20 protein-coding genes and 1 pseudogene are annotated in these 26,652 nt (G+C 43.7%); 5 read left to right on the top strand and 16 right to left on the bottom strand.

Annotated elements, in window-relative coordinates; all coding sequences use genetic code 11:
• From QZ379_RS03470 to QZ379_RS03500, 7 genes are all read right to left on the bottom strand, one after another.
• The coding region (locus QZ379_RS03470; protein WP_291558477.1) for a DUF2721 domain-containing protein at positions 1–162 on the bottom strand (162 nt) is incomplete at its 3' end.
• Between the two features lie 164 nt (positions 163–326).
• Positions 327–1,979: an AMP-binding protein gene (locus tag QZ379_RS03475; RefSeq protein ID WP_291558408.1), complete on the bottom strand. Its 1,653-nt coding sequence runs from the start codon at positions 1,977–1,979 to the stop codon at positions 327–329.
• A gap of 16 nt (positions 1,980–1,995) precedes the next feature.
• Positions 1,996–2,574, bottom strand: a complete 579-nt coding sequence (locus tag QZ379_RS03480; RefSeq protein WP_291558410.1) for an XRE family transcriptional regulator — start codon at positions 2,572–2,574, stop codon at positions 1,996–1,998.
• 105 nt (positions 2,575–2,679) lie between these two features.
• A complete protein-coding gene (locus tag QZ379_RS03485; protein WP_291558413.1) occupies positions 2,680–4,587 on the bottom strand; it encodes an ATP-dependent DNA helicase RecQ in 1,908 nt (635 codons plus the stop codon).
• The gene (recJ, locus tag QZ379_RS03490; protein WP_291558415.1) at positions 4,588–6,309 is read right to left on the bottom strand and encodes a single-stranded-DNA-specific exonuclease RecJ; all 1,722 of its coding nucleotides are present in this window, start codon (positions 6,307–6,309) and stop codon (positions 4,588–4,590) included. It lies immediately after the preceding gene.
• Between the two features lie 132 nt (positions 6,310–6,441).
• A complete protein-coding gene (locus QZ379_RS03495) occupies positions 6,442–7,641 on the bottom strand; it encodes a C1 family peptidase (RefSeq protein WP_291558418.1) in 1,200 nt (399 codons plus the stop codon).
• Between the two features lie 24 nt (positions 7,642–7,665).
• Positions 7,666–9,057: an aminopeptidase P family protein gene (locus QZ379_RS03500; RefSeq protein WP_291558420.1), complete on the bottom strand. Its 1,392-nt coding sequence runs from the start codon at positions 9,055–9,057 to the stop codon at positions 7,666–7,668.
• A 139-nt stretch (positions 9,058–9,196) separates the two neighbouring features.
• Here QZ379_RS03500 and QZ379_RS03505 point away from each other — a divergent pair, with 139 nt between their 5' ends.
• Positions 9,197–10,048, top strand: a complete 852-nt coding sequence (locus tag QZ379_RS03505) for a patatin family protein (protein ID WP_291558422.1) — start codon at positions 9,197–9,199, stop codon at positions 10,046–10,048.
• Between the two features lie 128 nt (positions 10,049–10,176).
• Positions 10,177–11,346 (top strand): annotated as a pseudogene (locus tag QZ379_RS03510) (glycoside hydrolase family 3 C-terminal domain-containing protein); the annotation flags it as partial.
• A 179-nt stretch (positions 11,347–11,525) separates the two neighbouring features.
• Here QZ379_RS03510 and QZ379_RS03515 read toward each other — a convergent pair.
• From QZ379_RS03515 to QZ379_RS03535, 5 genes are all read right to left on the bottom strand, one after another.
• Entirely contained in the window at positions 11,526–12,776 is a 1,251-nt protein-coding gene (locus tag QZ379_RS03515; RefSeq protein WP_291558424.1) for a hypothetical protein, read from the bottom strand.
• Between the two features lie 3 nt (positions 12,777–12,779).
• The gene (locus QZ379_RS03520) at positions 12,780–14,438 is read right to left on the bottom strand and encodes an AMP-binding protein (protein WP_291558427.1); all 1,659 of its coding nucleotides are present in this window, start codon (positions 14,436–14,438) and stop codon (positions 12,780–12,782) included.
• A gap of 193 nt (positions 14,439–14,631) precedes the next feature.
• Positions 14,632–15,606, bottom strand: a complete 975-nt coding sequence (locus tag QZ379_RS03525) for a dihydroorotate dehydrogenase-like protein (protein ID WP_291558429.1) — start codon at positions 15,604–15,606, stop codon at positions 14,632–14,634.
• Between the two features lie 15 nt (positions 15,607–15,621).
• Positions 15,622–16,290 carry a YggS family pyridoxal phosphate-dependent enzyme gene (locus QZ379_RS03530; RefSeq protein WP_291558431.1) on the bottom strand — a complete coding sequence of 223 codons (669 nt, stop codon included), beginning with the start codon at positions 16,288–16,290 and terminating at the stop codon, positions 15,622–15,624.
• A 15-nt stretch (positions 16,291–16,305) separates the two neighbouring features.
• A complete protein-coding gene (locus QZ379_RS03535; protein ID WP_291558432.1) occupies positions 16,306–16,785 on the bottom strand; it encodes a DUF4494 domain-containing protein in 480 nt (159 codons plus the stop codon).
• Positions 16,786–16,954: 169 nt separating this feature from the next.
• Between QZ379_RS03535 and QZ379_RS03540 the strand changes: the two genes are divergently transcribed.
• The gene (locus tag QZ379_RS03540) at positions 16,955–18,157 is read left to right on the top strand and encodes a pyridoxal phosphate-dependent aminotransferase (RefSeq protein ID WP_291558434.1); all 1,203 of its coding nucleotides are present in this window, start codon (positions 16,955–16,957) and stop codon (positions 18,155–18,157) included.
• A gap of 3 nt (positions 18,158–18,160) precedes the next feature.
• Positions 18,161–19,405, top strand: coding sequence for an ABC transporter permease (locus QZ379_RS03545; protein ID WP_291558436.1), 1,245 nt, complete (start codon positions 18,161–18,163; stop codon positions 19,403–19,405).
• 297 nt (positions 19,406–19,702) lie between these two features.
• On the opposite strand, the gene QZ379_RS03550 is transcribed toward QZ379_RS03545, so the two are convergent.
• Positions 19,703–20,404, bottom strand: a complete 702-nt coding sequence (locus QZ379_RS03550; protein WP_291558438.1) for a Crp/Fnr family transcriptional regulator — start codon at positions 20,402–20,404, stop codon at positions 19,703–19,705.
• A 115-nt stretch (positions 20,405–20,519) separates the two neighbouring features.
• Between QZ379_RS03550 and QZ379_RS03555 the strand changes: the two genes are divergently transcribed.
• The gene (locus tag QZ379_RS03555) at positions 20,520–22,718 is read left to right on the top strand and encodes a DUF5686 family protein (RefSeq protein ID WP_291558440.1); all 2,199 of its coding nucleotides are present in this window, start codon (positions 20,520–20,522) and stop codon (positions 22,716–22,718) included.
• 20 nt (positions 22,719–22,738) lie between these two features.
• Here QZ379_RS03555 and QZ379_RS03560 read toward each other — a convergent pair whose 3' ends face one another.
• From QZ379_RS03560 to QZ379_RS03570, 3 genes are all read right to left on the bottom strand, one after another.
• The gene (locus tag QZ379_RS03560; RefSeq protein ID WP_291558442.1) at positions 22,739–23,899 is read right to left on the bottom strand and encodes a glycosyltransferase; all 1,161 of its coding nucleotides are present in this window, start codon (positions 23,897–23,899) and stop codon (positions 22,739–22,741) included.
• Between the two features lie 121 nt (positions 23,900–24,020).
• Complete coding sequence (gene lysA, locus QZ379_RS03565) at positions 24,021–25,181, bottom strand: diaminopimelate decarboxylase (RefSeq protein ID WP_291558444.1); 1,161 nt, start codon at positions 25,179–25,181, stop codon at positions 24,021–24,023.
• Positions 25,182–25,287: 106 nt separating this feature from the next.
• Positions 25,288–26,607 (bottom strand): aspartate kinase, encoded by a 1,320-nt coding sequence (locus tag QZ379_RS03570; RefSeq protein ID WP_291558446.1) that lies wholly within the window; start codon positions 26,605–26,607, stop codon positions 25,288–25,290.
• Positions 26,608–26,652 lie beyond the last annotated feature (45 nt).

Genomic DNA, 26,652 nt, shown 5'->3' on the forward strand with positions numbered 1-26,652 from the left:
CAAAATACTGAGTAGCAAAGAAAAGCATAAATTTACCATCAAACTTGGGTTAAGAGTTCTTACAAGCTGTGCGTACGACAGAAATCTGTTGGTATATGCCAGTAGTATGAGTGAAACTGCCGAGAACAGCAAGGCAGGAGTGCTTAAGTTTAGTTCTTCCATATAATTTATGTTTCGTATAGCTTTTATGTATGCAAAGTTAGCTTTTTATTCTGAAAGATTAGTCTTTTTTTGTAATTTCTTATATAGTTCATTGTAAAAGTAAAAAGAATGTTGTTTATAATAAATAAGTCCCAATAAGTATTGATTTATTGGGACTTATATTTTTATATTATTTCTATACCTTTCTGCTTGCAGAGTTCCAGACCTATGTCTTTCAGCTTGAATTTCTGTATCTTTCCGCTTCCTGTCAGAGGGAAACCGTCTACGAAGAAGATGTATTTCGGTATCTTGTATCTGGCTATCTTGCCCTGGCAGAACTCGCGTACGTCGAATTCGTTCATCTCGCATCCTTCGTGCAGGATGATGAATGCACCTACAGCCTCGCCGTACTTCTTCGACGGAATACCTGCCACCTGTACGTCCTTTATTCCCGGCATCTGATAGAGGAACTCCTCGATTTCGCGCGGATAGATATTCTCACCTCCACGGATAATCATGTCCTTGATACGTCCTGTTATGCGGTAGTTGCCGTTCTCGTCTTTCACACCGAGGTCGCCCGAGTGGAGGAAACCGTTTTTGTCGATAACTTCTGCTGTTGCCTGAGGATTCTTGTAGTAACCCTGCATGGTGTTATATCCACGGTTACACATTTCTCCCTGAACACCTACCGGACATTCCTCGCCAGTTTCAGGGTCAAGAACTTTCACTTCGGTAAACTCGAAATCACGTCCTACGGTAGTGCAGCGTACTTCGAACGGGTCGTCTATACGTGTGTGAGTCATACCCGGTGATGCTTCTGTCAGTCCGTAAACGCTGGTGACACGCATGAACATCTTTTCCTCAACCTGACGCATCAGTTCCACAGGGCAGAGAGAACCTGCCATGATACCGGTGCGCAGACTGCTGAGGTCGAACATATCGAACATAGGGTGGTGGAGTTCGGCAATGAACATTGTCGGTACACCGTAGAGTGCCGTACAGCGTTCCTTATGCACTGATGCCAGGACGAGCAGCGGGTCGAAACGCTCCAACATGACTTGTGTACATCCGTGTGTGAGGCAGTTCATTGTGGCAAGCACTACACCGAAACAGTGGAACAGCGGTACACATATGCACAGCTTGTCATCTGATGTAAACTTCATATGTTCGCCTGTCAGGAAGCCGTTGTTTGTGATGTTATAGTGGCTCAACATTACTCCTTTCGGGAATCCTGTTGTACCTGAGGTATATTGCATATTTACTGTGTCGTGACAGCTTACCTGCTTTTTGGCGTTTTCAAGAACCTCATCGTCTATGTTGTTCCCAAGAAGGAGTATTTCCGGAGTGTTGTACATTCCTCTGAATTTCTCCTGACCGATGTAGACTACGTTGCGCATACATGGGAAACGCTTGCTCTTCATGTGTCCGCGACTGAAGGTCTTCAGCTCCGGGAGCATATTGTAAGTCATCTGGACGAAATCGCTGTCCTTTTCGCCGTTTACGATACATAAGGTGTGCATATCAGAGTTCTGGCAGAGATATTCCAACTCAGCCTGCTTGTAGTTGGTATTGACGGTAACTGCCACTGCACCAATCTTTGCACAGGCATAGAGGAAAGTCAGCCAGTCCGGCACATTTCCTGCCCAAATACCTACGTGAGTTCCTTTTTCCACTCCTATGGCAAGCAGACCTTTAGCCATATTGTCCACACGCTTGTTGAACTGGCTCCATGTGAAGCGCAGGTTGCGGTCGGAATAAACTATATATTCTTTATCCGGGGTGACTTCGGCCCAATGTTCGAGCCAGTTGCCAAGTGTTCTTTCTGATAACTGTAACATGGTTTCCGGCTTTTAATTAGATTGGTGTATAGATTACTGCGAGGATGCGTGCTGCCTGGCCTTCGTAGGCATGAACATGATGAGGCACGATAGAGTCGTAATAGATAGTATCGCCTTCTTCAAGAATATAAGTGTTCTTTCCGTAAGTGATTTCCACCATACCTTTCATCACCATTATGAATTCTTCTCCTTCGTGAGCAGACTGGTTGAATGAAGTTTCATCATTCTCATCAATATCTATGATAAAAGGCTCCATGTGGCGGTCGGTCTTGCTGCGAGAAAGTGAGTGATAGTGCATATGCTGGCGAGAATCAGTAGCATTGTTTGAGAAGCTTATAGTGTCGTCGGCTTCTCCCTTGCGGCAAACTACAGGGCCTGACTCGCTGTCCTGGTCGTCGAGGAAAGTACCAAGGCGTACACCAAGAGCACGTGCTATCTTGATAAGCGGAGCAAGTGAAGGGATGTCGATGTTTTCTTCGATTCGTGTAATCTGGTCTACAGACAAGCCTGTGTTTTCAGCCAATTCTTCTATACTGATTCCTTTTATGTTTCTTAGCGATTTGATTTTTTCGCCTATGATATTAGTGTAATCCATGATAAAAAAGTTTTGATTTATATGTTAGTAGGCGCAAATATAATCAAAATTTTATAATACAATGGATTTTTCTTACTTTTTGTAGCCTTTATATGTGCGATAAGATTATTTTGGCAGTGAAAGTCTGCCGTTTTTCTGATATATTATTTCTTCCGAGAGAAGATATGACAGTGCTTTTGCTACATTCTCCTTTTCGTAGGATGCTATATGCTCCATAAGCTCGGATGTAGTCATTTCCTTGTCTTTTAGGGCTTCTTCGATGGCTCTTGAAATCTCGTCGAACATTCCCTGCCTGATGCCTGACGAGTGGGACGAAAGGCATACGTCGCACTGTCCGCAGTTGTGTTCGTTCTTTTCGCCGAAATACAGCAACAGCATGCGGCTGCGGCATTTGTCGTCCGTTTCTGCATATTCTGTCATTGCCTCTATGCGGTGGATGAAGCTCTCTTTTCTGTCTTCATACACTTCTTTTGTGAAAACCAGACGGTCGGCCTCCTGTCTTTCGCGCGTATATATAATATAAGGAGTCTTTTTGCCCGGTATATAGTGGAGTATGCGTCGGCGTGTAAGCGAAATCAGAGTGTCGTACACCTGCTGGCGTGTCATGCCCGAACGCAGGGACAGAGTTTCCTCGTTTATATAGGCATATTCGGTGAATACTCCTGTGTATGAACGGAGTATAATGTTTATCAGCTTCTCGGTTTCGGGGCTTGTTTCATGGATGCGGTAGAGTTCCTCCTTTGTCAGAGTAAACATCAGACGCGAATTGTTGTCCTGTTCGTCTGTATATTCCAAATATCCCGCACGGGTAAGGATTTTCAGGGCACTGTCCACCTGGATAGGGAAGTGCTTGAAGTTTCGGCAGAACTCATCTATGTTGAATTCTCTCGTACAGCCTAACCCGTCGCCCATAGCCATCTGATAGTAGTAGTTCAGATGTTCGTAGACGGTGCGGATATAGTCTTTCTCGGGGAATGTATCTGCTATTCTTTTCTTCAGAGTAGCCTTGTCACTTTTCGAATATAGCAGTACGGCATATGCCTTTTTGCCGTCGCGTCCTCCGCGTCCGGCTTCCTGGAAGTAGGCTTCAGGTGAGTCCGGTGTATCTACGTGGACTACAAGTCTTACGTCCGGCTTGTCGATACCCATACCGAATGCGTTTGTGGCAACCATCACACGGGTTTCGCCTTTCACCCACGATTTCTGCCGCTGGTCCTTAGTGTCGTTGCTTAGTCCGGCATGATAGAATGTGGCGGTAATGCCTTTTTCGTTCAGCAACTGTGCATACTCTTTCGTGCGTTTGCGGTTATGGGCATATACTATGGCCGAGCCTTCCACGTGCTTCAGTATATGAAGAAGTTCTTCCTGCTTGCTCTCTGTCCGGCGGACAATGTATGCAAGATTCTTGCGCTCGAAACTCATGCGGAACACGTTCTCCTCCTTGAAGGCAAGACGCTGCTGTATGTCCTTCACCACCTCAGGAGTGGCTGTGGCAGTCAGTGCCAGAACGGGAACATCCGGCAGAAGGTTTCTTATTTCTGAGATTTTGAGATATGCAGGGCGGAAATCGTAGCCCCATTGAGAAATGCAGTGTGATTCGTCAACGGTTATCATGCTGACTTTCATGCTGCGGAGTTTGATACGGAAAATCTCCGTGTCGAGTCTTTCAGGCGATATGTAAAGGAACTTGTAATTGCCGAAAATACAGTTTTCAAGTGCTATGATAATCTCCTCCCGAGTCATTCCGGAGTATATGGCGATGGCTTTTATGCCACGGTCGCGAAGATTTCTCACCTGGTCTTTCATCAAGGCTATCAGTGGAGTTATGACAATACACAATCCGTCTTTCACCATGGCGGGAACCTGGAAAGCAATGGATTTCCCACCTCCCGTAGGCATCAGTCCAAGTGTGTCGCGCCCGCTTCCTATACTCTGGATAATATCCTCCTGTATTCCACGGAAATTGTCATATCCCCAATAGTCCTTAAGTATTTTACGGTATTCCTCTATCATTTAAAATCCGCTTGGCTTAATGTCTTCTATCTGTAGCTGAATGTCACCGCGCTTGTGTGAGTTCTCTTCTATCGTATAGCAGATGTTGAACGATTGCTTGGTCTTGATGTATCTCACCTGCGAGCTTTGTCCGAAAGCTATTCCGTTCATCACATTGTTCGACTTGTTGTCTACGAGTTCAAGCTTGATATGTTCCTGTTCACGTCCCACAACCTTGCTTGTACCGTAGTCATATACATTTATAGTAGAGAATACCGGTTTGTGGTTCTCCGGTCCGAACGGGTTGAACTTCTTCAGGTCGAAGAAGAATTTCGGAGTGATGTCGCGGAAGTCAAGCTGAGCGTCAATGTCTATTGTAGCGCTGGTCTGTTCCGGCAGAATATGGTTTGTCACATATTCCTCAAATCGTCTTGTAAACTCTTCCACATTCTCCACCTTCATTGACAGTCCGGCAGCATAAGTATGACCGCCAAAGTTCTCGAGCAGGTCGCGGCAATGCTCTATCGCACTATATACATCGAACCCGGAAACAGAACGTGCCGACCCTGTGGCAAGCCCTTCGGTACGGGTGAGTACCACGGCAGGACGATAGTAAATCTCTGTAAGTCGTGAAGCTACAATACCTATCACGCCCTTGTGCCACTCTTCGTTATAAATCACGATGCTTCTTCTTTCGGAAAGATTTTCAAGGGAGTCTACAATCTTATTCGCTTCCTCTGTCATAGTCTTGTCGAGGTCCTTGCGAAGCTCATTATAACCGTTGATAAGATTACCTTTCTCGTGAGCCAACTTGTAGTCCTTTTCTATAAGCAGGTCTACAGCCTCTTTACCTTTCTGGATTCTTCCTGACGCATTGATTCTCGGTCCTATCTTGAACACAATGTCGCTCATGTTTATTTCCTTGTCTGTAAGTCCGCATACGTCGATTATGGCTTTCAGTCCCATACACGGATTGGCGTTGAGCTGTCTCAGACCGTGATAGGCAAGGATTCTGTTTTCACCCATGATAGGAACGATGTCCGAAGCTATACTTACGGCTACGAGGTCAAGCAGCGGGGTGAGCTGATGAAACTCGATTCCGTTGTTCATGGCAAAAGCCTGCATGAACTTGAATCCCACGCCACATCCTGACAGATGTTCGTAAGGGTAGGTAGAGTCAGCTCTTTTAGGATTAAGGATGGCTGCCGCTTCAGGCAGGATATCGTCGGGAACGTGATGGTCGCATATGATGAAGTCTATTCCCTTTTCTTTGGCATAGGCTATTTCATCTACTGCCTTTATTCCGCAGTCGAGCACAATGACAAGTTTTACTCCGGTTTCGTAGGCATAGTCCACTCCCTTGGTTGTCACTCCATATCCTTCGTTATATCTGTCGGGGATATAATAGTCGATATTCGAGTAGAATTGCTGGAGGAGCTTATATACCAATGCCACCGCAGTAGTTCCGTCAACATCATAGTCGCCGTATATCAGGATACGTTCCTTTCTGCCCATTGCCTTGTTGAGCCTTTTAACGGCCGCGTCCATGTCGTTCATCAGGAACGGGTCGTGCAGGTCATGCAGCTGCGGGCGGAAGAATTTCTTTACCGCATCGGCTGTTTTGATTCCTCTCTGTCGCAACAGATGACAAAGTATCGGACTTATCCCGATTTCCTTTGCCAGAGCCCTCGCTTCTTCTCTTTGCTCCAGAGTAGGAGGTTGATAATTCCATTTGTATCTCATTATATTATTTTTTTCTTTTTCCCTATCCAATTCAATCCGTAAAGTTAGGAAAAAGAAAGAATAAAAATGCCGGTTTAGTATAAAAATTAACTAAACCGGCATCATATTATTTGTAATCAGTCTATATTACGATTATTTCAGGCCCAATTTCTTTGCGATTTTTGATGGAATGGCATCTTTGTGTACAAGGATGTTCATAGTCTTGTAAGCAACGAACGCTTTAGAAGCATACCATATACCTTTGTATTTTCCTGCTTCACCCCAAGAGTTCTTAACCATGAAGTATTCTTTTCCGTTCTGATCCTTAGCCAAACCGTAGATAAGCATACCATGGTCGTCAGTAGTTTCCCAGTTATCGAAAGCAGTCTGACGCATCTCCTGAGTTACAGTTACTTCAGGAAGAGGCTTGCTTGTAAGTTCCTTGCGCTTGTCAGCTGCGCTAAGACCCAACCAGTGAGCCATGTCCGAGCCTGTAAGTTCTGCACCCTTAGATGCATCCGGGAATACAGCGATACCGTCGCGGGTAAATCCCTGTTCGCTTACGTCAGAACCCCAAGCGAATGTATATCCTTTTCTTACAGCGTTGTCCATAACTTCCATCAACTCTTCTATAGGAAGGTTGTAAGAAAGAGCGTTACGCCAGTTGTCCTGTACCTCTACGTTGAACTGAGTGTAGAAAGGATGGTGAGTATAAGAAGTCAAAGATATATAGTCATCCATATTCAGTTTCAGAACTTCATCAGCAAATGTTCTTGGAGTGTAAGTCTTTCCATTATAAGTGAATTCTTTCGGACATTCGCCAAGGTAAGTGTCATAAATAGAACGCAAACCGTTTTTCCATACCGGAGTCAGTTTAGAGAATTTGCCTTTACCGATTGCTTCAACATATGCTCCTGCTACTGCGTCAAGTTCGTTGTGTACAGGAAGAGAATCACCGTACATGATACCAGGCATAGCATCTTGTGGAACGAGACCGTGCTGTCTGTAGCATGCTACGATATCTTCGAAGCTGCCACCAGGAGAGAATGAAGCGTCGCCATGATAACGTACATAGTTCACAGCACGTTCTTCCATAGTGTGGTGTACGATAAACATCTCTGAAAGGTCGAATTCACCTTTACCCTGACGGAGCAATTCTGATTCGAAGAATGAAACAGACGAAAACGACCAGCAAGTGCTCGAACGGTTCTGGTTCTTGATAGATGTGATAGGGTTTTCTTTGATGGTTGTAAACACAAAGCCTTCTTCGGCTTTTTTCTCCTCTTTCGCTTCCTGAGCGTTGATGCTGCTGAAACAAAGTCCAAGTGCAGCCAGTGTGATAAATTTGTTCATTTTTAATTTTGAGTTTTTAAGTTTTTAATCCTTCATTATTTCTTCTACATCTTCTACCTTGATAGGAATACGTTTTTCTCCTGTAAATCTTGAGCCTTCAGGAGTAATGAGAATATCATCCTCCAGACGGATACCGCCAAAATCCTTATATTTCTCTATTACGTCGTAATTAAGGAAGTCAGTATGCATTCCTTCAGCTCTCCATTTGTCTATCAGTGCCGGAATGAAGTAGCATCCAGGTTCATCGGTCATGACAAATCCCGGTTGCAGACGGCGTCCCATACGCAGAGAAGCCAGTCCGAACTGGTCGGATGGACGTACTTCATCGTCATATCCCACATAAATCTGTCCAAGGTCCTCCATATCGTGAACGTCGAGTCCCATCATGTGTCCTAATCCGTGAGGCATAAACAGGGCGTGTGCACCTGCTGCTACTGCTTCATCTATATTACCTTTCATCAGTCCGAGGTCTTTAAGTCCTTGAGCTAAAACCTTGCAGACATCTAAATGTACAGACTTATATGTTATTCCCGGTTTAGCCAGCTCAAGAGCTTTCTCATGACATGCATAAACTATATTGTAGATATCTTTCTGACGCTGGGTGAATTTTCCTCCTACAGGTATGGTGCGCGTGTGGTCAGAGCAGTAGTTGTTTATGTTTTCTGCACCGGCATCAGTCAGCATCAGCCTTCCTTCCTGCAATATGTGGCTGTGGTCGTGATTATGGAGAGTCTGACCGTTCTGGGTAAGAATGGTAGCGAACGAAGTCATGCTGCCGTATGAAGCTGCAATACCTTCCAATATACCTGCGATGTATTGTTCAGATACTCCCGGTTTGCAGAGTCGCATGGCAGTGGTATGCATCTCGTAACCTATGTTGCAGGCCTTGTCTATTTCATCGATTTCGCATTGTTCCTTAACCGCTCTCAATGAAACAACGGCTTTAATCAACTCCACTGAAGCATGAGTCTTTACCATTGATGCTTTAATGCCTGTCAGGTCTTCCAGGAGCATCATGTTGTCATAACGATATGGCGGAAGGAAATGAACCTTTCTTCTCTGCGAGAGAGCCTTACCGATTACATCTTTCAGCTTGTCAAACGGAAAACTCTTGTTTACACCAACTCTTTCAGCCAATTCTTTAATGCTTGGCTGAGAGCCCATCCATATGATGTCATCCATATCCACATCGTCGCCGAAAAAAAACTCTTCATTATTGTCGATGTCGATAACTCCGGCATAACCCGGGTGTGAGTGTCCGAAAAAATAAAGGAATGAACTGTCCTGTCTGAATTTGTATGTATTGTCAGGGTAGTTTGCCGGAGCCTCATTGTTGCCGAGAATCAGAATAAGTCCGTTGCTCATTCTTTCTCTTAGGGCCTGGCGACGTTTTTGGTATGTTAAGGTTTCAAACATAGCTATAATATTACACAGTTGTTTCAATAATTTGATATTTATGTTGCAAAAGTAAGAAAAAAATGTCTTATTTTCTATCTGAATGTCTTGAAAAAACATATATTTGCATTTGGCGTGTCTGTTTTAAAAGAAAAATGTTATGAAAGTAGATTTTAGTAAAATGGGCTTAGTGCTTGAAGGCGGTGGCATGCGTGGTGTCTTTACCTGTGGCGTGCTTGATTATATGATGGACAATAGTATTGAATTTCCTTATGGGGTAGGGGTTTCTGCCGGTGCCTGCAACGGACTCTCGTACATGTCGCACCAGCGCGGGCGTGCTAAATACAGTAATATAGATATGCTTGAAAAGTATAACTATATAAGTTTTAAATATCTTTTTCATCAACGGAGTATTTTAGACCAGAAACTTCTGTATGAACTTTTTCCCGAGGAAATCCTTCCGTATGATTACGATGCATACATGAAGAATCCAAACCGCTTTGAGATGGTGACTACCAACTGTGTGACGGGCAGAGCCTGCTATCTTGAGGAAAAGCATGACAAGGAACGCATGTTGCGCATAGCCAAGGCATCAAGCAGTCTGCCGTATGTCTGTCCGATAGTGTATGTCGATGGTTGCCCTATGCTGGATGGTGGAATCATAGATTCTATCCCTGTAATGAGAGCGATAGAGCAGGGGTATGATAAGAATGTTGTTGTACTCACACGTAATCGTGGTTATCGTAAGACCGAAAGAGACATAAAGGTGCCGCATTTCATATATACAAGATATCCGCGTTTGCGAGTTCTGCTGAGTAACCGTTGCCGTGTTTATAACGAACAACTGGAGATGATAGAAAAAATGGAGGATGAAGGCCGGATAATAGCAATCCGTCCGGAAAAGAAAGTCGTTGTAAACCGTATAGAAAAGGATATAAAGAAACTTACGGAACTTTACGAAGAAGGATATCTTTGTGCCGAAAAGGTTTTGAAGCCTTTGATGCAGGATTAGCATTATAATAGCATTCATTTCGTGTTCATTCCTTGTTCAGTGAATGTTCAGTGAACGTGAAATGAATTGCCATGTGAACGTAAAATGAACTATTTAAATCCCATTTAAACGATGTTTAAATAGTGGTAACTCCTCAGTCTGTGAAATATGCAGAAGAACATCTTTTGGCTGCGAAAACTGCTGCTGAACAGTCTGTAATTCTTCTGAAGAATGATGTACAGACATTGCCGTTTACCGATAAAATTAAGACAGTGGCTATTGTCGGTCCTATGGCGGATGCTCCATACGAACAGATGGGTACATGGGTGTTCGACGGTGAGAAAGAACATACACAGACTCCTCTGAAAGCTATCAGGGAAATGTATGGCGACAAGGTTAATGTAATCTTCGAGCAGGGGTTGGCATATAGCCGCGACAAGAATACATCCGGTATCGCAAAGGCTGTGAATGCTGCACGCTGTGCTGATGTAGTGGTATGTTTCGTAGGCGAGGAATCAATCCTTTCCGGTGAGGCTCATTCGTTGGCAAATCTTGATTTGCAGGGAGCACAGAGTCGGTTGATTAAAGCGCTTGCTGCTACCGGTAAACCTGTGGTAACAGTAGTAATGGCCGGTCGTCAGCTTACTATCTCTGATGAGGTTGAGGCTTCGGATGCTGTGCTTTACTCGTTCCATCCTGGAACAATGGGTGGTTCTGCCATTGCTGACATTCTCTTCGGAAAGGTTAATCCGAGTGGTAAGACTCCGGTTACATTCCCTCGCATGACAGGTCAGGCTCCGATTTATTATGCTCATAACAATACAGGCCGTCCTGCAAACCCTACAGAGATGCTTATCGATGAAATTCCTGTTGAGGCCGGACAGACTTCGGTGGGATGCCGTTCGTTCTATCTTGATGCCGGAAACTCTCCTTTGTTCCCATTCGGATACGGATTGTCATATACTAAGTTTGAATACAGCGACTTGAAACTTGCTGCCGACAAGCTTACTGCTGACGGTGAAGTAAATGTAACTGTAAATCTTAAGAATGCAGGTGCGTATGATGGTACTGAAGTCGTACAGTTGTATGTTCAGGATAAGGTAGGTTCTGTAACCCGTCCTGTAAAAGAACTCAAGGCTTTCCAGAGAGTTGAACTTAAAGCACGTGAGAGCAAGACTGTGTCATTCTCACTGCCTGTAGCAGAACTTGCTTTCTGGGGATATGATATGACATACGGTGTAGAACCTGGAGATTTTAAATTGTGGGTAGGAACTAACAGTGCAGAAGGATTGTCTGCCGATTTCGTTGTTACGAAATAATTTCTTAGTACCCCTTATATATACCTCGAACGGTATTTAAACAGCGTTTAAAAGCTGTTTAAATACCGTTCGAATTCTTTTAGGCAGATTTCATCTATTTCATGTACAAAACGCATGCAATTTCACTTTCACATTTTTCACATGCATAGAGAAAAATGGGGTATGATTTGATTTCTTTTTCAGAACAGCACCAATCCTGCTTCTACCGTTGGATTTTTGGAGTATGGCAGATTGTGTTTATATGTCCTTGTCCATGAATATCCTCCGGCAATGAAAATACCTAACTTTTTCAGAGGGTTATATTCCAGTCCGATACGTGGCTGTATGGCGTATAATCGGTCAGGGATATTTTTGTTACCAAGTGTTTCTATATGGCTGTAGCCAATGTCTGTATTCAGATATAGCTTTTCTTTCAATAGAGGAAAGGCAAGTCCGGTTCTGTATATGCCGGCCACGGAAGCCTTGTCGGTAAGTTCGCCAAGAATCATGCCTGCGCCCAACTGCGTATATATCAGTTTGTTTCTGAATCTTACCTCTACATTGGATTTATAAATATTACCTCCCGAAACTATCATCTGGATTCTTGTCTGTGGTTTTAGGTTTATAATACCTACCTGGCGTGCACAGCTGTCATCATTCAGGTTCAATATTCCTATTTGCACCCCTCTGCTGCATTTATTGCTTACATTTGCCAGTCCAAGCTGAAGTCCCTTGTTATCGCCGGAATAGTTGGCTATACCGCTTATCTGTACACCTTTGTTTATTACGCTGACATTGCTCAGTGCCGCTAACTGCAGACCTTTGTTCTCGTTGCCCGCTATGTTCATCAGCGATGAAATCTGAGCTCCGTACATGTTATTTCCACTTACGTTTGTCATACCGCTAATGGCAATGGCTCTCTGCTCATTTCCGGAAATGTTTGCCAGACCTGATATAAGAAAGCCTTTATTGTCGACAGAACTCATATTGATAAGTCCTGTAAGCATAAATCCTTTCTGATTATTGCCGGCTATATTTCCTATACCGGATATCTGTACGGCATAAGAAGCCCTTCCGCTGATGTTGAACAACCCGGCAACTCGTACACCGTGCGACTTTATTCCCGAAATGTTCGCCAGTCCGGCAACCTGCATTCCCGAACTTCTGTTACCTACTATGTTCACAAATCCTGAAGCCTGAAAGCCGGATGTTTTCTGATGGACTACATCGGATATGATGTTCACGCTGGCTCCTGTAAGATTCAGGTAATTGCTGAACAGGCCGAGATTGAAATAGGTATTGCGGTTTTCACCCTTTGGGCCTTTTATACTCAGGGATATATTTCCTCCCTTTTTCAGACCATATTCCTGGGCATGCATGGGGGAGGATACAGTTCCTGTCAGTGCCATGACTGACAGGAACATGATGATATTTTTGGAGTATTTTTTCATTGATTATTTGACGTCTTGATACAGGAAGCGTTTGATACTCTTCTTTGGTGTCTTCTCGAATTCCTCCGGATATATCTTCACGCGTGCTATCTGCGAGTATGCCGGAAGTTCTGAGTTCAGTGCCACACGGTTTTCCTCCATAGCCTTTTCAATATCGCTTGCGCTCATACCGTGTGCATAAGCATCGTCGAAATCCGGATAAATCAGAGCTGCCAGTTTGTGGTCTTCCTGCTGTATGACAATACTTTCGCATACGAAAGGAAGGTTGTTCAGTTTGTCTTCTATTTCTTCCGGATATATGTTCTGGCCTGAAGGACCGAGGAGCATGTTCTTGCTGCGTCCTTTTATGGTGATATTACCTTCTTCGTCCATTATACCCAAGTCGCCTGTGTGCAGCCATCCGTCTTTGTCTATGGCCTGTGCTGTGGCTTCAGGATTCTTGTAGTAACCAAGCATCACATTGTCGCCTTTTGTCTTGATTTCTCCTACAATGTTTGCAGGGTCCGGACTGTCAATTTTTACTTCCATACGTGGAGCAGCCTTACCGCATGAGCCTGGCTTGAAACGCTGCCAATCTTCGTAACAGATAATAGGGCCACATTCAGTCATTCCGTAACCTACTGTATACGGGAAATCTATACTTTTCAGCAGTTTTTCCACATCCTGATTGAATGCCGCTCCACCGATAATTACTTCGTAGAAGTTTCCTCCAAAAGCCTGTACCATATGTTCTTTTACGGCAGCCTTTATCTTGTCGTTGATGATTGGTACTTTCAGGAGAATCTTCATCTTGAGTGTTTCCAGTTTAGGAAGCACGTTTTTCTTGATGATTTTCTCTATAATCAGAGGTACAGATATTACGATGTTCGGTTTGACATCGGCAAATGCCTGGAAAATGATTTTCGGACTTGGCATGCGTGTAAGGAAGTATATGTGGCATCCTATACACATTTCGTATATGAATTCGAATGCCAGACCGTACATATGCGCCATTGGAAGTATTGAAATAACCTTATCGCCAGGTTTGAGCGACAATACTTCGATTGCAAACTGGGTGTTCGACCACAACGACCTGTATGGAAGCATAACTCCCTTGGAGAAACTTGTTGTACCTGAGGTGTAGTTGATGATGGCAAGTTCCTCAGGAGTGTCCCTACGATAGGATACATGTTCGCGTCTGAAATTTTTCGGAAATTTCTTCCCGAACATTTCGTTCAGATGTTCTCTGGCATACAAGAGTTTCTCGCTGCGGCATACCAGTAGAGTGAAGTCTGTCATTAGGATGATACCTTCGAGTGCAGGCATTTCTGCTTCGTTGAGGTTTTCCCATGCCATGTCGCCCGCAAACAGTATGCGTGCATCGGAGTGGTTTACAATGTTGTGTACATTGTCAGGCTTAAACTCATGCAGAATAGGGACAGCCACGGCTCCGTAAGTAAGGATTGCCAGGAATGCTACTCCCCAGTGAGAACTGTTTCTTCCGCATAATGCCACCTTGTCTCCGGGTTTTACGCCACTTTCTTCTAAAAGAATATGAAGTTTTTCGATTTTTCTGGCTACGTCCTTGTATTGAAGTGTAGCTCCCTTATAGTCTGTAAGGGCATCAAGGTCCCAGTTCTTCTTGATACTTTCTTCTATGAAAGCTATGAAACTTTTTTCCATAATTGATTTTTTGAGTGTGCACAAAATTCAGTGTGTTGTGCAAATATACGATTTAGTTATAAGTTTTCAAATTATTTGTCAATAAAACGTAATAAAATGAAAGGCGTTCTCGATAAATAGTTTTTATAATCTTTTTTAACTATTGTCGGGAACACCTCTCCGGCTCTATTTCAACTTATAAGTATTTCTTATATCATTCGTGGTTGCTATAGTATTTCATGAACTGTGTTCTTTCGAATGGATTTATGCTTCCGGCAGCCTTTGCGTTCATGATTCCCTTCATGCTTTCAATGCTTTCGTAACCTTTTGATTCCATCCAGGCAGATAGTTCTTTTGTCATTTCAGCTATTTCTTTTTCGCCGTACTTGTAGATTGCACTGCACACTTCCACAGCACTTGCTCCGGCAAGGATTGACTTGATTACTCCCTTACCGCAGTGTACACCACCTGAGATAGCATAGTCTATCTGAGGGACTTCTACTGATGCGATAGCTGTCCATCTGATTTTTTCTGCAAGTTCGTTCGACTCACTCATCACATTAGTGCTTGTGAATGTCATTGTATCTATGTTTATGTCCGGCTGATAGAAACGGTTGAACAGTACCACTGCTGCAGCTCCGTTGGCATAAAGCTGGTTGATAAGTGCCACTGGATTAGTAAGGTTGCTGCCAAGTTTCATTATCACAGGGATGCTTACTGCTTTCTTGATATTTTTCAGAACATCGATATGCATCTGTTCGAAACTTCCGTAAGTGTAGTCTTTGTCAGACTGCAATGAAAGGATATTGACTTCCAGTGCATCTGCTCCGGCTTCTTCCATATGTTTGGCAAAGTCTGTCCATTCGCTTGTAGAATAGCAGTTGATACTTGCTATCACAGGTATGCCGCATGCCTTTTTTGCCTCTTTGATTAGTTCGATATGCTCGTTAAGCGCATTCGAACGTACATATGCATTAAGATAATCGTCTGCGTCAGGAGCACCATAACCGCTCATCTGTCCTGCCTGTATGCTGATTTGTTCCTCGAATACAGATTTCAGAACAACGGCACCGGCACCTGCAGCTTCCAGTTTCTTAATCTTCTCTACGCTGTTTGTCAGACCGGAACTGCTTACGATAACAGGATTCTTAAGTTTTAATCCTGCAAAAGTTGTTGTTAACTGTGTCATAATATAAATATGATTTTAATAGTTTCTCATTCCGAATATTTTACTACCGATTCTTACGAGTGTGCTGCCATGCTTTATTGCCAGAGGATAGTCGTCGGACATTCCCATCGACAGCTCTCTGAATGAATCACATCCCTTGAAAAATGTTGATTTCAGCTCATTAAAGTATGCTGCAAGCTTTTTGAACTCGCTTTCTATCATTGCGTCATCATCGGTGTTTGTAGCCATACCCATGATTCCGCTTATACATACGTTTTTGAGCTCTTTCCAGCTGCCTTCGTTCAGCATGTCAGTACATTCTTCCGGTGTGAATCCGAATTTTGTTTCTTCCTTTGCTATGTGTATTTCCAGCAGGCATGGTATTACTCTGTCTGCTTTTGCTGCCTGCTTGTTTATTTCGGCCAGCAGCTTGTAGGAATCTACGGCATGAATCATAGATATATAAGGTGCAATGTACTTCACTTTGTTAGTCTGCAAGTGACCTATGAAATGCCATTCTATGTCTTGCGGGAGGACTGTATGCTTTTCCTCCAACTCCTGCACTTTGCTTTCTCCGAAGATTCTCTGTCCTGCATCGTATGCCTCCTTGATGGCTTCGGCAGGGTGGAACTTCGATACGGCAACGAGTTGTGTGGTCTGTGGCAACTCCGCTTTTATTTCACTTAATATTGCTTTAATATCCATGATTGAATTTTTTTCTTATCTGTTAGCTGCATCCGGGAATTCCGGTTTCACGTCCGGTTCTGCCGAGTATGGATAAACATCCATTATGGCTGTCTCGGCTACGGATGCTATCACGTAGTCAGCCATTGTACCTTTCATGCCTTCGTCCAGCTTTTTGATAGAATCCTTCAGGTCGGCAGCCTGTACAAGTACGTTTGTTGCTGTTTTCTTCTCAGCTCCGCTCTTTTCGTCGAGGGTTATGAAATAGAGCTTGCATTTATACCATTTGTCGGCTTCATCGTCCTCGCAGAAAAAGAGTTCGCTGTAGTTCGCTCTCTTGATGTCCGAAACGGTAAACTCTCCGCTGATGAATGGTGTAATCTCTTCTATTATTCTTGATTCGGCTTCTGTAAAGCTCAGTGCATCTACTAAATAAGGCTCTGTCACCTTCTTGTTCATGCCGTTTTCCGCTGCTTTCTCGTATTTGATTTTGCATTCAAACCAATTATGCATCATGTCGTTTTACGTTTTTTTATTTAAATAGTACATATAAATTAATTCGACAAAGATAGTATTTATTTGTAAACAGTGTACGAAAACGGACAAAACTTTCTTGTCTGTTAGTTGTTTTATTTAGCTAATCAGTTTATATTTGCAGTCAAAATTTTATATAACATAATAAATTATGCCACAAATATCCATAAGAGGAAACGAAATGCCGGAATCGCCAATCAGGAAATTGGCACCATTGGCCGAAGCTGCGAAAGGAAGAGGGATTCATGTGTATCACCTGAATATAGGTCAGCCTGACCTGCCAACTCCACGAGCGGCCTTGGACGCAATTCGTAATATAGACCGTACTGTGCTTGAGTACAGTCCGAGCCAGGGATATAGGAGCTATCGTGAGAAATTGGTTGGTTACTACAAGAAATATGATATAAACCTTACGGCTGATGATATTATCATTACCACCGGAGGCTCGGAAGCTGTGTTGTTCGCTTTTATGAGCTGTCTTAATCCGGGCGATGAAATCATTGTGCCGGAACCTGCATATGCCAACTATATGGCTTTTGCCATTTCTGCAGGTGCCGTAATCAGAACCGTCACCACTACTATAGAGGAGGGCTTCTCGCTGCCTAAGGTAGAGAAGTTCGAGGAACTGATAAACGAGCGTACAAAAGGTATTCTGATATGTAATCCTAACAATCCGACAGGCTATCTTTACACTCGCAGGGAGATGAACCAGATTCGCGACCTTGTGAAGAAATATGACTTGTTCCTGTTCTCGGACGAAGTCTACAGGGAATTTATCTATACAGGTTCGCCATATATTTCGGCGTGTCATCTGCAGGGAATAGAACAGAATGTAGTCCTTATCGATTCTGTATCAAAGAGATACTCTGAATGCGGTATCCGTATCGGTGCTCTTATCACAAAGAATCCTGAAGTGCGCAAGGCGGTGATGAAGTTCTGCCAGGCCAGACTGAGTCCTCCACTGATAGGTCAGATAGCGGCGGAGGCATCGCTTGACGAGCCGGAAGAATATTCACGTGAGACATACGACGAGTATGTGGAACGCAGAAAGTGTCTGATAGACGGACTGAACAGAATACCGGGCGTATATTCGCCTATACCTATGGGAGCTTTCTACACTGTGGCAAAACTGCCTGTAGACGACAGTGAGAAGTTCTGCGCGTGGTGTCTGTCAGAGTTCGAGTATGAAGGCGAGACTGTGATGCTTGCTCCTGCCAGCGGTTTCTATACCACTCCGGGTGCGGGCAAGAACGAAGTGCGTCTGGCATACGTTCTGAAGAAAGAGGATTTGGTTCGTGCGCTTTTTGTATTGAGAAAGGCGTTGGAAGCATATCCGGGAAGAGTAGACGAATAACATATGAACTGGAAACTATTTATAGCACGTCGTATCTACAAGAATAACGACGGTAGTAAAGAGGTATCAAAGCCGGCTGTGCGCATTGCCATGGCCGGCATTTCTATTGGCCTTGCCGTAATGATAGTGTCGGTAGCGGTGGTTATCGGCTTCAAGAATCAGGTGCGCGACAAGGTGGTGGGGCTTGCATCGGAGGTTATAGTGACCAGCCTGGATGATGCACAGCTTTATATGACCGCACCCATTGCTGCAGGCGACAGCCTTATGGAGGCACTGTCCGTGAAACCGGACATCAGCCATGTGCAGCGTTATTCCGTCAAGCCGGGAATGATAATGACAGACGATAGTTTCCAGGGTATGGTGGTGAAAGGAGTGGGGCAGGAGTACGACCTCAGCTATATCCGCAAGCATATAATAGAGGGGGAAATACCTGAGTTTACAGACACGGCGGCCACGAACAGGGTGCTTATATCGAAGTCTATGGCCGACAAGCTGCATCTCAAGACCGGTGACAGGATTTACACTTACTATGTAGATGACAATGTGCGTGCCCGCAGACTTACGGTGTCGGCCATCTATCAGACCAATTTCTCCGCTTTCGATGATTATTTTCTTCTGACAGATATTTATACCGTTAACCGCCTGAACAAATGGGAGCCGGATCGGGTGAGTGGTATAGAAATAGATGTGGACGACTATTCGCGCATTGATGCCGTGAACGATGATATCCGCACCGGCCTGTTCGATTCATCCGACAAGTACGGTCAGAGCTATTTCTCGCGTACCATTGTCGAAGCCAATCCTCAGATTTTTGCATGGCTGGACTTGCTTGACCTCAATGTGTGGGTAATCCTGATACTTATGACCGGTGTGGCAGGGTTTACGATGATTTCCGGTCTGTTGATAATAATTCTTGAGCGTACGAATATGATTGGGGTGCTGAAGGCTATGGGAGCCGACAATAATTCCATAAGGAAAATCTTCCTCTCGTTCTCCGTATTTCTGATAGGCAGGGGGATGTTGTGGGGAAATGTGGTAGGTCTGTCGCTCTGCCTGATACAGTATTTCTTCGAGCCGATAAAGCTTGCCCCTACCGTATATTATGTAAGTTCTGTTCCTATAGAGCTGAATGTCCTTGTCTACATTCTGCTGAATGTCTTTACGCTGATAGTGTCCGTTCTGATGCTCGTAGGGCCTTCTTATCTCATTAGCAGGATTCATCCGGCACGTTCAATCCGATACGAATAGTAAAGCGGACGTATATTTCATTTGAAATCTCTAAGAAAAGAAACCGTGACACGTACGTGTTCCGCGCGTTGTACGTTCGTGTTCCGCGCGTTGCACGTTCGTGTTCCGCGCGTGACACGTTCGTGTTCCGCCCGCGTCACGTTCGTGTTCCGCCAAGTCTGTTTCGGCGTTTTTTGGAATGAAACGGCAAATTCAGTATTATCCTTTTAGGAAATATCTGAAAAAAACGAAATGTCCGATACACGGGGAACAAACCTTGTATCGGACATTTCGTTTCCAAATATCATCTTTGGCGGTTCAGCCTATTTTGCTTATTTTCTTCAGTTTCTCTTCGTTGATAAGTTTTATCTTTCTTCCGTCAATGATTATAAGTTTCTCTGAAGCAAAGTTTGACAGTGTGCGAATGGCATTCGAAGTAGTCATGTTCGAAAGGTTTGCCAGGTCTTCGCGCGAGAGGTAGATACTCAGCGTACACTGGTCCTCTTCCACTCCGTATGTATCTTTCAGGAACAGCAGCGATTCAGCCAGTCTTCCGCGAATGTGCTTCTGCGTAAGGCTTACTGTTCTTTCGTCCGAAATACCCAAGTCTATGGACAACTGTCTGATGAAGAACAGTCCTAATTCGGCATTTTCTTCAAGCAGTTTCACTATGCATGTCATTGGTATCAGACATATTGTGCAAGGCTCGAATGCAGCAGCTGCGGTAACAAAGTTTTCGTTGGCAAAATACGCTCTGTAAGCGAAGTATTCTTTGTCTTTGATAACTCTTATTATCTGGCTTCTTCCGCCGACCCCGTCTTTATATATCTTCACCTTCCCTTTCAGCAGGCACATCAAGTGCTTAGGTGTTTCTCCTTCACAATATATAGTTTCGTTTTTCTTGTACTTCTGTATTGTGAAGTTCTGCGCTAAATAATCTTTTTGAGCGTCTGTTAATGGTTGCCATAAATCGGGAATACTCTCGGCAATCTCAGTTTCAGATAATTCTTTTTTCACCATAGATGTTATAAAAACGTGTTATATAGCACAAAGGTAAGAATAAAAATTAAAAAAAACTCTTTTTACGATTAAAAATAAAAGTTTCATAGGTGTTTTGTGTATTTTTGTTTCTGATATGAGGTGTATGTTCAAATATCTGAGAATTGAATTGACGCATCTGCTTTTGCTTATTGTCTGCATGATGCCTTTTATTGGGAAATCGGAGAATATAATCTCGCTGTTTCCCAAGGACTGCGTTGTTCCCGACTCGATTCTCGGCAAGGTCTATTCGTCTGCATCCATGTACTCCAACGAGGTGAAGGGTTTTAAGGCAAATCTTTATCTGAAGGGTGTCGTTACGGTGCATCACAGGAACAGGATAATAAAGTACATACCGTCGATGTTCAAGCTTGAGGACAGTATAAGCAATTATATGCACGAATCTATCAGTGAACTCCAATATACGGCTCCGTCCATTTACGACAGAAAGATTAAGGCAATGGTCTCGACCTTCAAGAGCCAGAAAGGACACGTGTTTGATATTATGGACTATATAAAGTTCAATATCTATTCATCGTCGCTGATGGGGGACAAGGTGATGTCGCCGCTTAACAACCAGTCGAAGATACATTATAAATATATACTCGACAGCCGGACGGTGATAGACAACAAAAACTGTTACAAGATACGTGTGCAGCCAAGATACAAGAGTACAAAGTTGGTGGAGGGGTATATATGGCTGTATGCCGACGACTGGTCTGTATACAGTTTCGATTTCAGCGGAGAGTATGACCTTGTTGACTTCAGGATTAAGGCATTCATGGGCAATACGCCTCAGACGAAATATCTTCCGTGCTATATGGACCTCGATATGCATTTCAGGTTTCTGAAGAACCATTTGCAGATGAGGTATTCAGGATGGCTGGATTATACGGAAGTGAAATTTGCCGAACAAGGAGAGGTTATGCGACTTAAAAAGGACAGAAACAAGTATAATCTGTCAAGCTCATACACTCTGACGTGTGACACCAGCCGACTTGTTACGGACATAGATTCGTTTTCAAGAATGAGGCCTTTCCCTCTTACGGATGAAGAGGAACTTATGTACAAGGATAAAATTGAGCGGAGGATTGAGGACAGGCAGAAGCAGATACAGGATTCTATTGATAATCTGAGTAAGCCTAAAAGTCAGGTATTTCTCGGACAGGTGGGCGATGCGCTTATCAATTCATACGATATAGACCTCCCGAAAGTGGGAAGTATCAACTGTTCGCCTATCATAAACCCGTTGCTCCTGAGCTACAGTCACCGCAACGGTATATCTTACAGGCAATCTTACAAATATAACAACCTGTTCTACGACGGACGACTTTTGAGGATAGCTCCGCAGATAGGTTTCAACTTTACGAAGAAGGAACTGTATGCAAAGGTCGATGCCGAGTATGTCTATAATCCGCGTAAGCATGGGGCGGTGGAGCTGCATGTGGGAAACGGTAACAGAATCTACAGTAGTGTGGTGCTCGACCAGCTTGAGGCTATGCCTGACAGTACTTTCTCGTTCGACGGTCTAAACCTGGATTACTTCAAAGATATCTATGTAAACCTTTCGCACAATATAGAGATATTGAACGGGTTCAGTCTGTGGACCGGTCTGTCCATGCACTGGAGATATACGAAAAGTACTCCTGAACTTGATGCAAGAGTACGTTCGCGGTATAACAGTTTTGCGCCGCGCTTGCGTGTGGAATGGACTCCGGGAATGTATTACTATATGAACGGCAACAGAAAGGTGAACGTAGGCTCGTATTACCCGACTTTCATAGCCGATTATGAAAGGGGAATACGTGTGTTCAAGAGTTCGGGTGGATATGAAAGACTGGAACTTTCGGCAGAGCAGGTTATAAAGGTAAGGAATATACATCACATAGCCTATCACATAGGGTGCGGTTTCTTCCTCAATCAGGAGGATATGTACTTTGTGGATTATATAAACTTCTCAAACAGAAATCTTCCGCAGGGATGGAATGACGATATCGGGGGGACTTTCCAGATGCTGGACAGCAGATGGTATAATGCTTCGAGTCATTATGTGGGGGGGAATATGACTTACGAGTCGCCTTTCATATTGTTGTATCCTGTCAGCAAGCTTCTTTCCTTCATTCAGAAGGAAAGAATATATGCAGGTATATTGTTTATGCCTCACCTAAACCCTTATTTTGAGGTAGGATATGGTATCGGAACCCATATCTTCGATGCCGGTATCTTCGTAGGAAATGAGCGTGGCAAGTTTACTTCGATAGGTTGTAAGTTTACATTTGAGCTGTTCAATAAATAGAACAGTCTGATTGACTGCTGTCATTTGCGCATATAGTCGCTCTTGTTGCGGGTGATATATCCGGTTTTCAGACTCATGCTGTAGAGCGGTCTTAGCAAATCGTAGATGAAAAGGAATGCTGACACCTTTTCTCCCATAGCTTTTGCAGTCTTGCAGTAAACGGTCATTGCAATGATGGTTCTTATTATCCATACAGCGCACACGCTTGCCGTGAATATCCATTCCCTGCATACTATGCCGATGCACAACGATACTATGAAGGAAATATTGAAAAGCATGGCCGACCATGTCTCTATGCTGTTGGAGAGCCTTGCCATTCCTTTATAACGGCTTCCGGTTACCTCGTAGCTTATTTTATCGTCTTTCCAGATTTTCCTGTATTTAGGTGTAGGCATACGCATTATGCTGTCCGAGCAGGCGCAGACTTTAGTATTGTTCCTGTCCGCAATCTCGTTTATGAACAAATCGTCATCTCCTCTCGAAAGGGTAAGCTGGTTGTAGAAACCTTTGTGCTTGAGGTATATATCCTTGCGGTATGCCATGTTTCTGCCTATTCCCATGTATGGATTTCCGCTGATAGCTTTCCCTAAAAATCTCATTGACACGATGAGCATGTCCGAAATGATTCTTTTCAGGAAGAAGCCTTTACCGCCGTAATAATTGCAGTACCCCAATACGATGTCTGTTCCCGGTAAGAAGTTTCTTGCCATGCTTTTCAGCCAGTTCTTGCTTACAGGCTTGCAGTATGGTTCGGTCACTACTATCCAGTCATATTTGCTGGCTTTTATTCCCATGGCTATTCCGAGTTTCTTCCGGCTTACATATCTGGCGGATTTCGGTATAAACGTGCGGTAGAGGTGCGGATACCGGCTGCACAGAATCTTCAGTATGTCCTCATCCTCGCCTGCCGATTCGTCGTTTACCACTATCACCTCGTACTCCGGATAGTCCTGTTCGAGTATGGAAGGCAGGTTTTCCTTGAGCATACTTGCAGAATCTTTTGTCACCATTATTACGGAGAGTGGGGGACAGTTGGTGTTCTCGGGTAGTTTGTCCTGTTGTCTGTTGCTCCTGAACAGTCTGCTGTAAGGGACCAGAAAATAATATAACTGTACTAAAAACAGGAGTCCGCAGAAAGACATCATGATTAGTATAACCGGATTGTAGTCTATGTGTGTCATGTTTCTATTAGGTTTTCTGAAAAATCATGCAAAAGTAGTTCAAAAATTTCAGAAAAAAGGCTCCTCCGATGGTTTTATTTTTCACCATGAAGGAGCCTGTTGATGTGTGTGTTTTGTTTCTTTAGATAAGTTCGTCGGAAGTATAACCTTGTGGGAGAGTTCTGCAGTTGTATGCAGAAGCCATTATCTCACCGTATGCTCCGGCTGAACGAAGTGCTATCAGGTCGCCTCTCTTAGTCTTGTTCAGGTCGATAGCTTTTCCGAAAACGTCGGATGATTCGCAGATAGGACCTACCACGTCGTATGCCTCTACAGCTTCGTCCGATGTGATGTTTTCTATCTTGTGGTATGCCTGATAGAGTGCAGGACGGATAAGGTCTGTCATACCTGCATCAACGATGGCAAACTGCTTGTTTGTTCCCTGTTTAACGTATGTCACTTTTGTGATAAGACTACCGCACTGTCCTACGACTGCACGTCCCAATTCGAAATGCAGTGTCTGCTGCGGACGAAGGCGCAGATGTTTGTGGTATGTCTTGAAGTACTCTGCAAAATCAGGTATCGGCTGACGGTTAGGGTGAGCATAGTCTATACCGAGTCCACCGCCTACATTGATGTGTTCTACTATAATCTGGCGTGCAAACAGCTTTTCCTGCAGTTCGTTTACTCTGTTGCAGAGAGCAACGAAGTCGCCCATATCAAGAATCTGAGAACCGATGTGGAAATGAAGTCCTACGAACTTCACATTATTCATCTCCAGTGCACGGTCGATTACATAGTCCATATCGTTCATGCTGATACCGAACTTGTTTTCTGCCAGACCGGTTGTGATATTGGCATGTGTATGTGCGCCCACATCAGGATTGATACGGAAAGCCACTCTCGCAATCTTGCCTTTGGCTGCAGCAAGCTCGTTGATTATTTCAAGTTCCGGAACAGATTCTACGTTAAAACAGAATATGTCATAGTCCAGTCCGAGGTTTATCTCCCAGTCTGTCTTACCGACTCCGGCATATACTATCTTGCTTGGGGGAAATCCGGCTTTGATGGCCGCCTTGATTTCACCTCCGCTCACACAGTCGGCACCGAGTCCGCTTTCGCGTATAATGCTAAGTATTTTTGGATTGGCATTAGCCTTAACTGCATAGTGAACGCAGAACTTGTTGTATTTGCCACTCTCATTCTTTATTGTCTGGAGAGTTTCGCGAAGCAGGTTTGCATCATAATAGTAGAATGGTGTTTCCATTTCGCGGAATTTTCCTATAGGGAATGTACCTTTCATAAAATGTTCTGTTTTTTGAAGTTCGTTTGTAGCTATTATCTTTATGAAAAAAGCGAATGGTCTGGATATTTTTATCCACAGCCATTCGCCTTTATATTATAGATGTTTATTTGTTGTTGAATAAAACATCGCTCAGAGACTGCAGTGCGCGTTTCTTATCTTCTTCGCGGATAAGGAAAGAAATGTTGTAGTTGCTTCCTCCGTATGAAATCATACGAACAGGAACTTCCTTCATTGCTTGAAGAGCTCTTGATTCGAAACCTACATTTTCCCATTCCAAATCACCTACTACGCATATGATACACATATCCTGGTCTACAGTGACTGTACCGTATTTCTTCAGGTCGTCTACTATCTCGTTGAGGTGCTTGGTATTGTCGATAGACATCGATACGCCAACTTCTGAAGTACAAACCATATCGATAGCAGTCTGGTAGCTTTCGAAGATTTCGAATACCTTGCGGAGGAATCCGTGAGTAAGCAGCATACGGCTTGACTTAATCTTGATAGCAGTGATATTGTCCTTAGCTGCTACAGCCTTGATTTTGCCTTTCTCTGTTTCGTTAGAGATAAGAGTACCAGGTGCGCTTGGCTCCATAGTGTTGAGCAGTCTTACAGGGATGTTTGCATATTTGGCAGGCTGTACACATGTAGGGTGAAGAATCTTTGCACCGAAATAAGCCAGTTCTGCAGCTTCTTCGAAGTGTAACTGACGTACCGGAGAAGTTTTTTCAACGATACGAGGGTCGTTGTCGTGCATACCGTCGATGTCTGTCCAAATCTGGATTTCAGAAGCGTTGACAGCAGCACCGATAAGAGATGCTGTATAGTCGCTACCGCCTCTCTGCAGGTTGTCTATTTCTCCGTAAGCGTTGCGGCAGATATATCCCTGAGTGATATAGATTTCGTATCCCGGATTAGCTTCAAGCTGAAGAGCCAATTTCTCACGGATATAAGTCAGGTCAGGTTCGCTGTTCTTGTCTGTACGCATATATTCCAATGCAGGGAGAAGAACTGCGTTGACTCCTTGTTCGCAAAGGTAGTTTGTCACCATATTTGTAGAAATGATTTCTCCCTGTGCAAGGATAACCTTTTCTTCGAACAAAGTGAAAATGTCTTTTGTATATGAACGGATATAGTCAAATACTGACTTTACGAACTCCAATGTCTTCTGTTTATATTCTTCAGTAGAATAAAGTTCATCGATATGCTGTTTATACTTTGATTCCAGCTTGTTGATGATTTCATTCGCACCTTCAGGATTTTTCTTGTACAGATAATCCGAAATTTCAACTAATGTGTTAGTTGTACCCGACATTGCGGAGAGTACTACTATTTTCTGCTCACCGTCAGAAATCAATTTGGCAACATCTTTCATTCTCTGTGCAGAGCCTACTGATGTTCCTCCAAACTTTAAAACCTTCATTTTACGTTTCGAATTTTAATGGATTGTTAATAATTAAATATCAGA

The organism is Bacteroides sp. (genome assembly GCF_019417265.1).
Taxonomy (GTDB): domain Bacteria; phylum Bacteroidota; class Bacteroidia; order Bacteroidales; family Bacteroidaceae; genus Phocaeicola.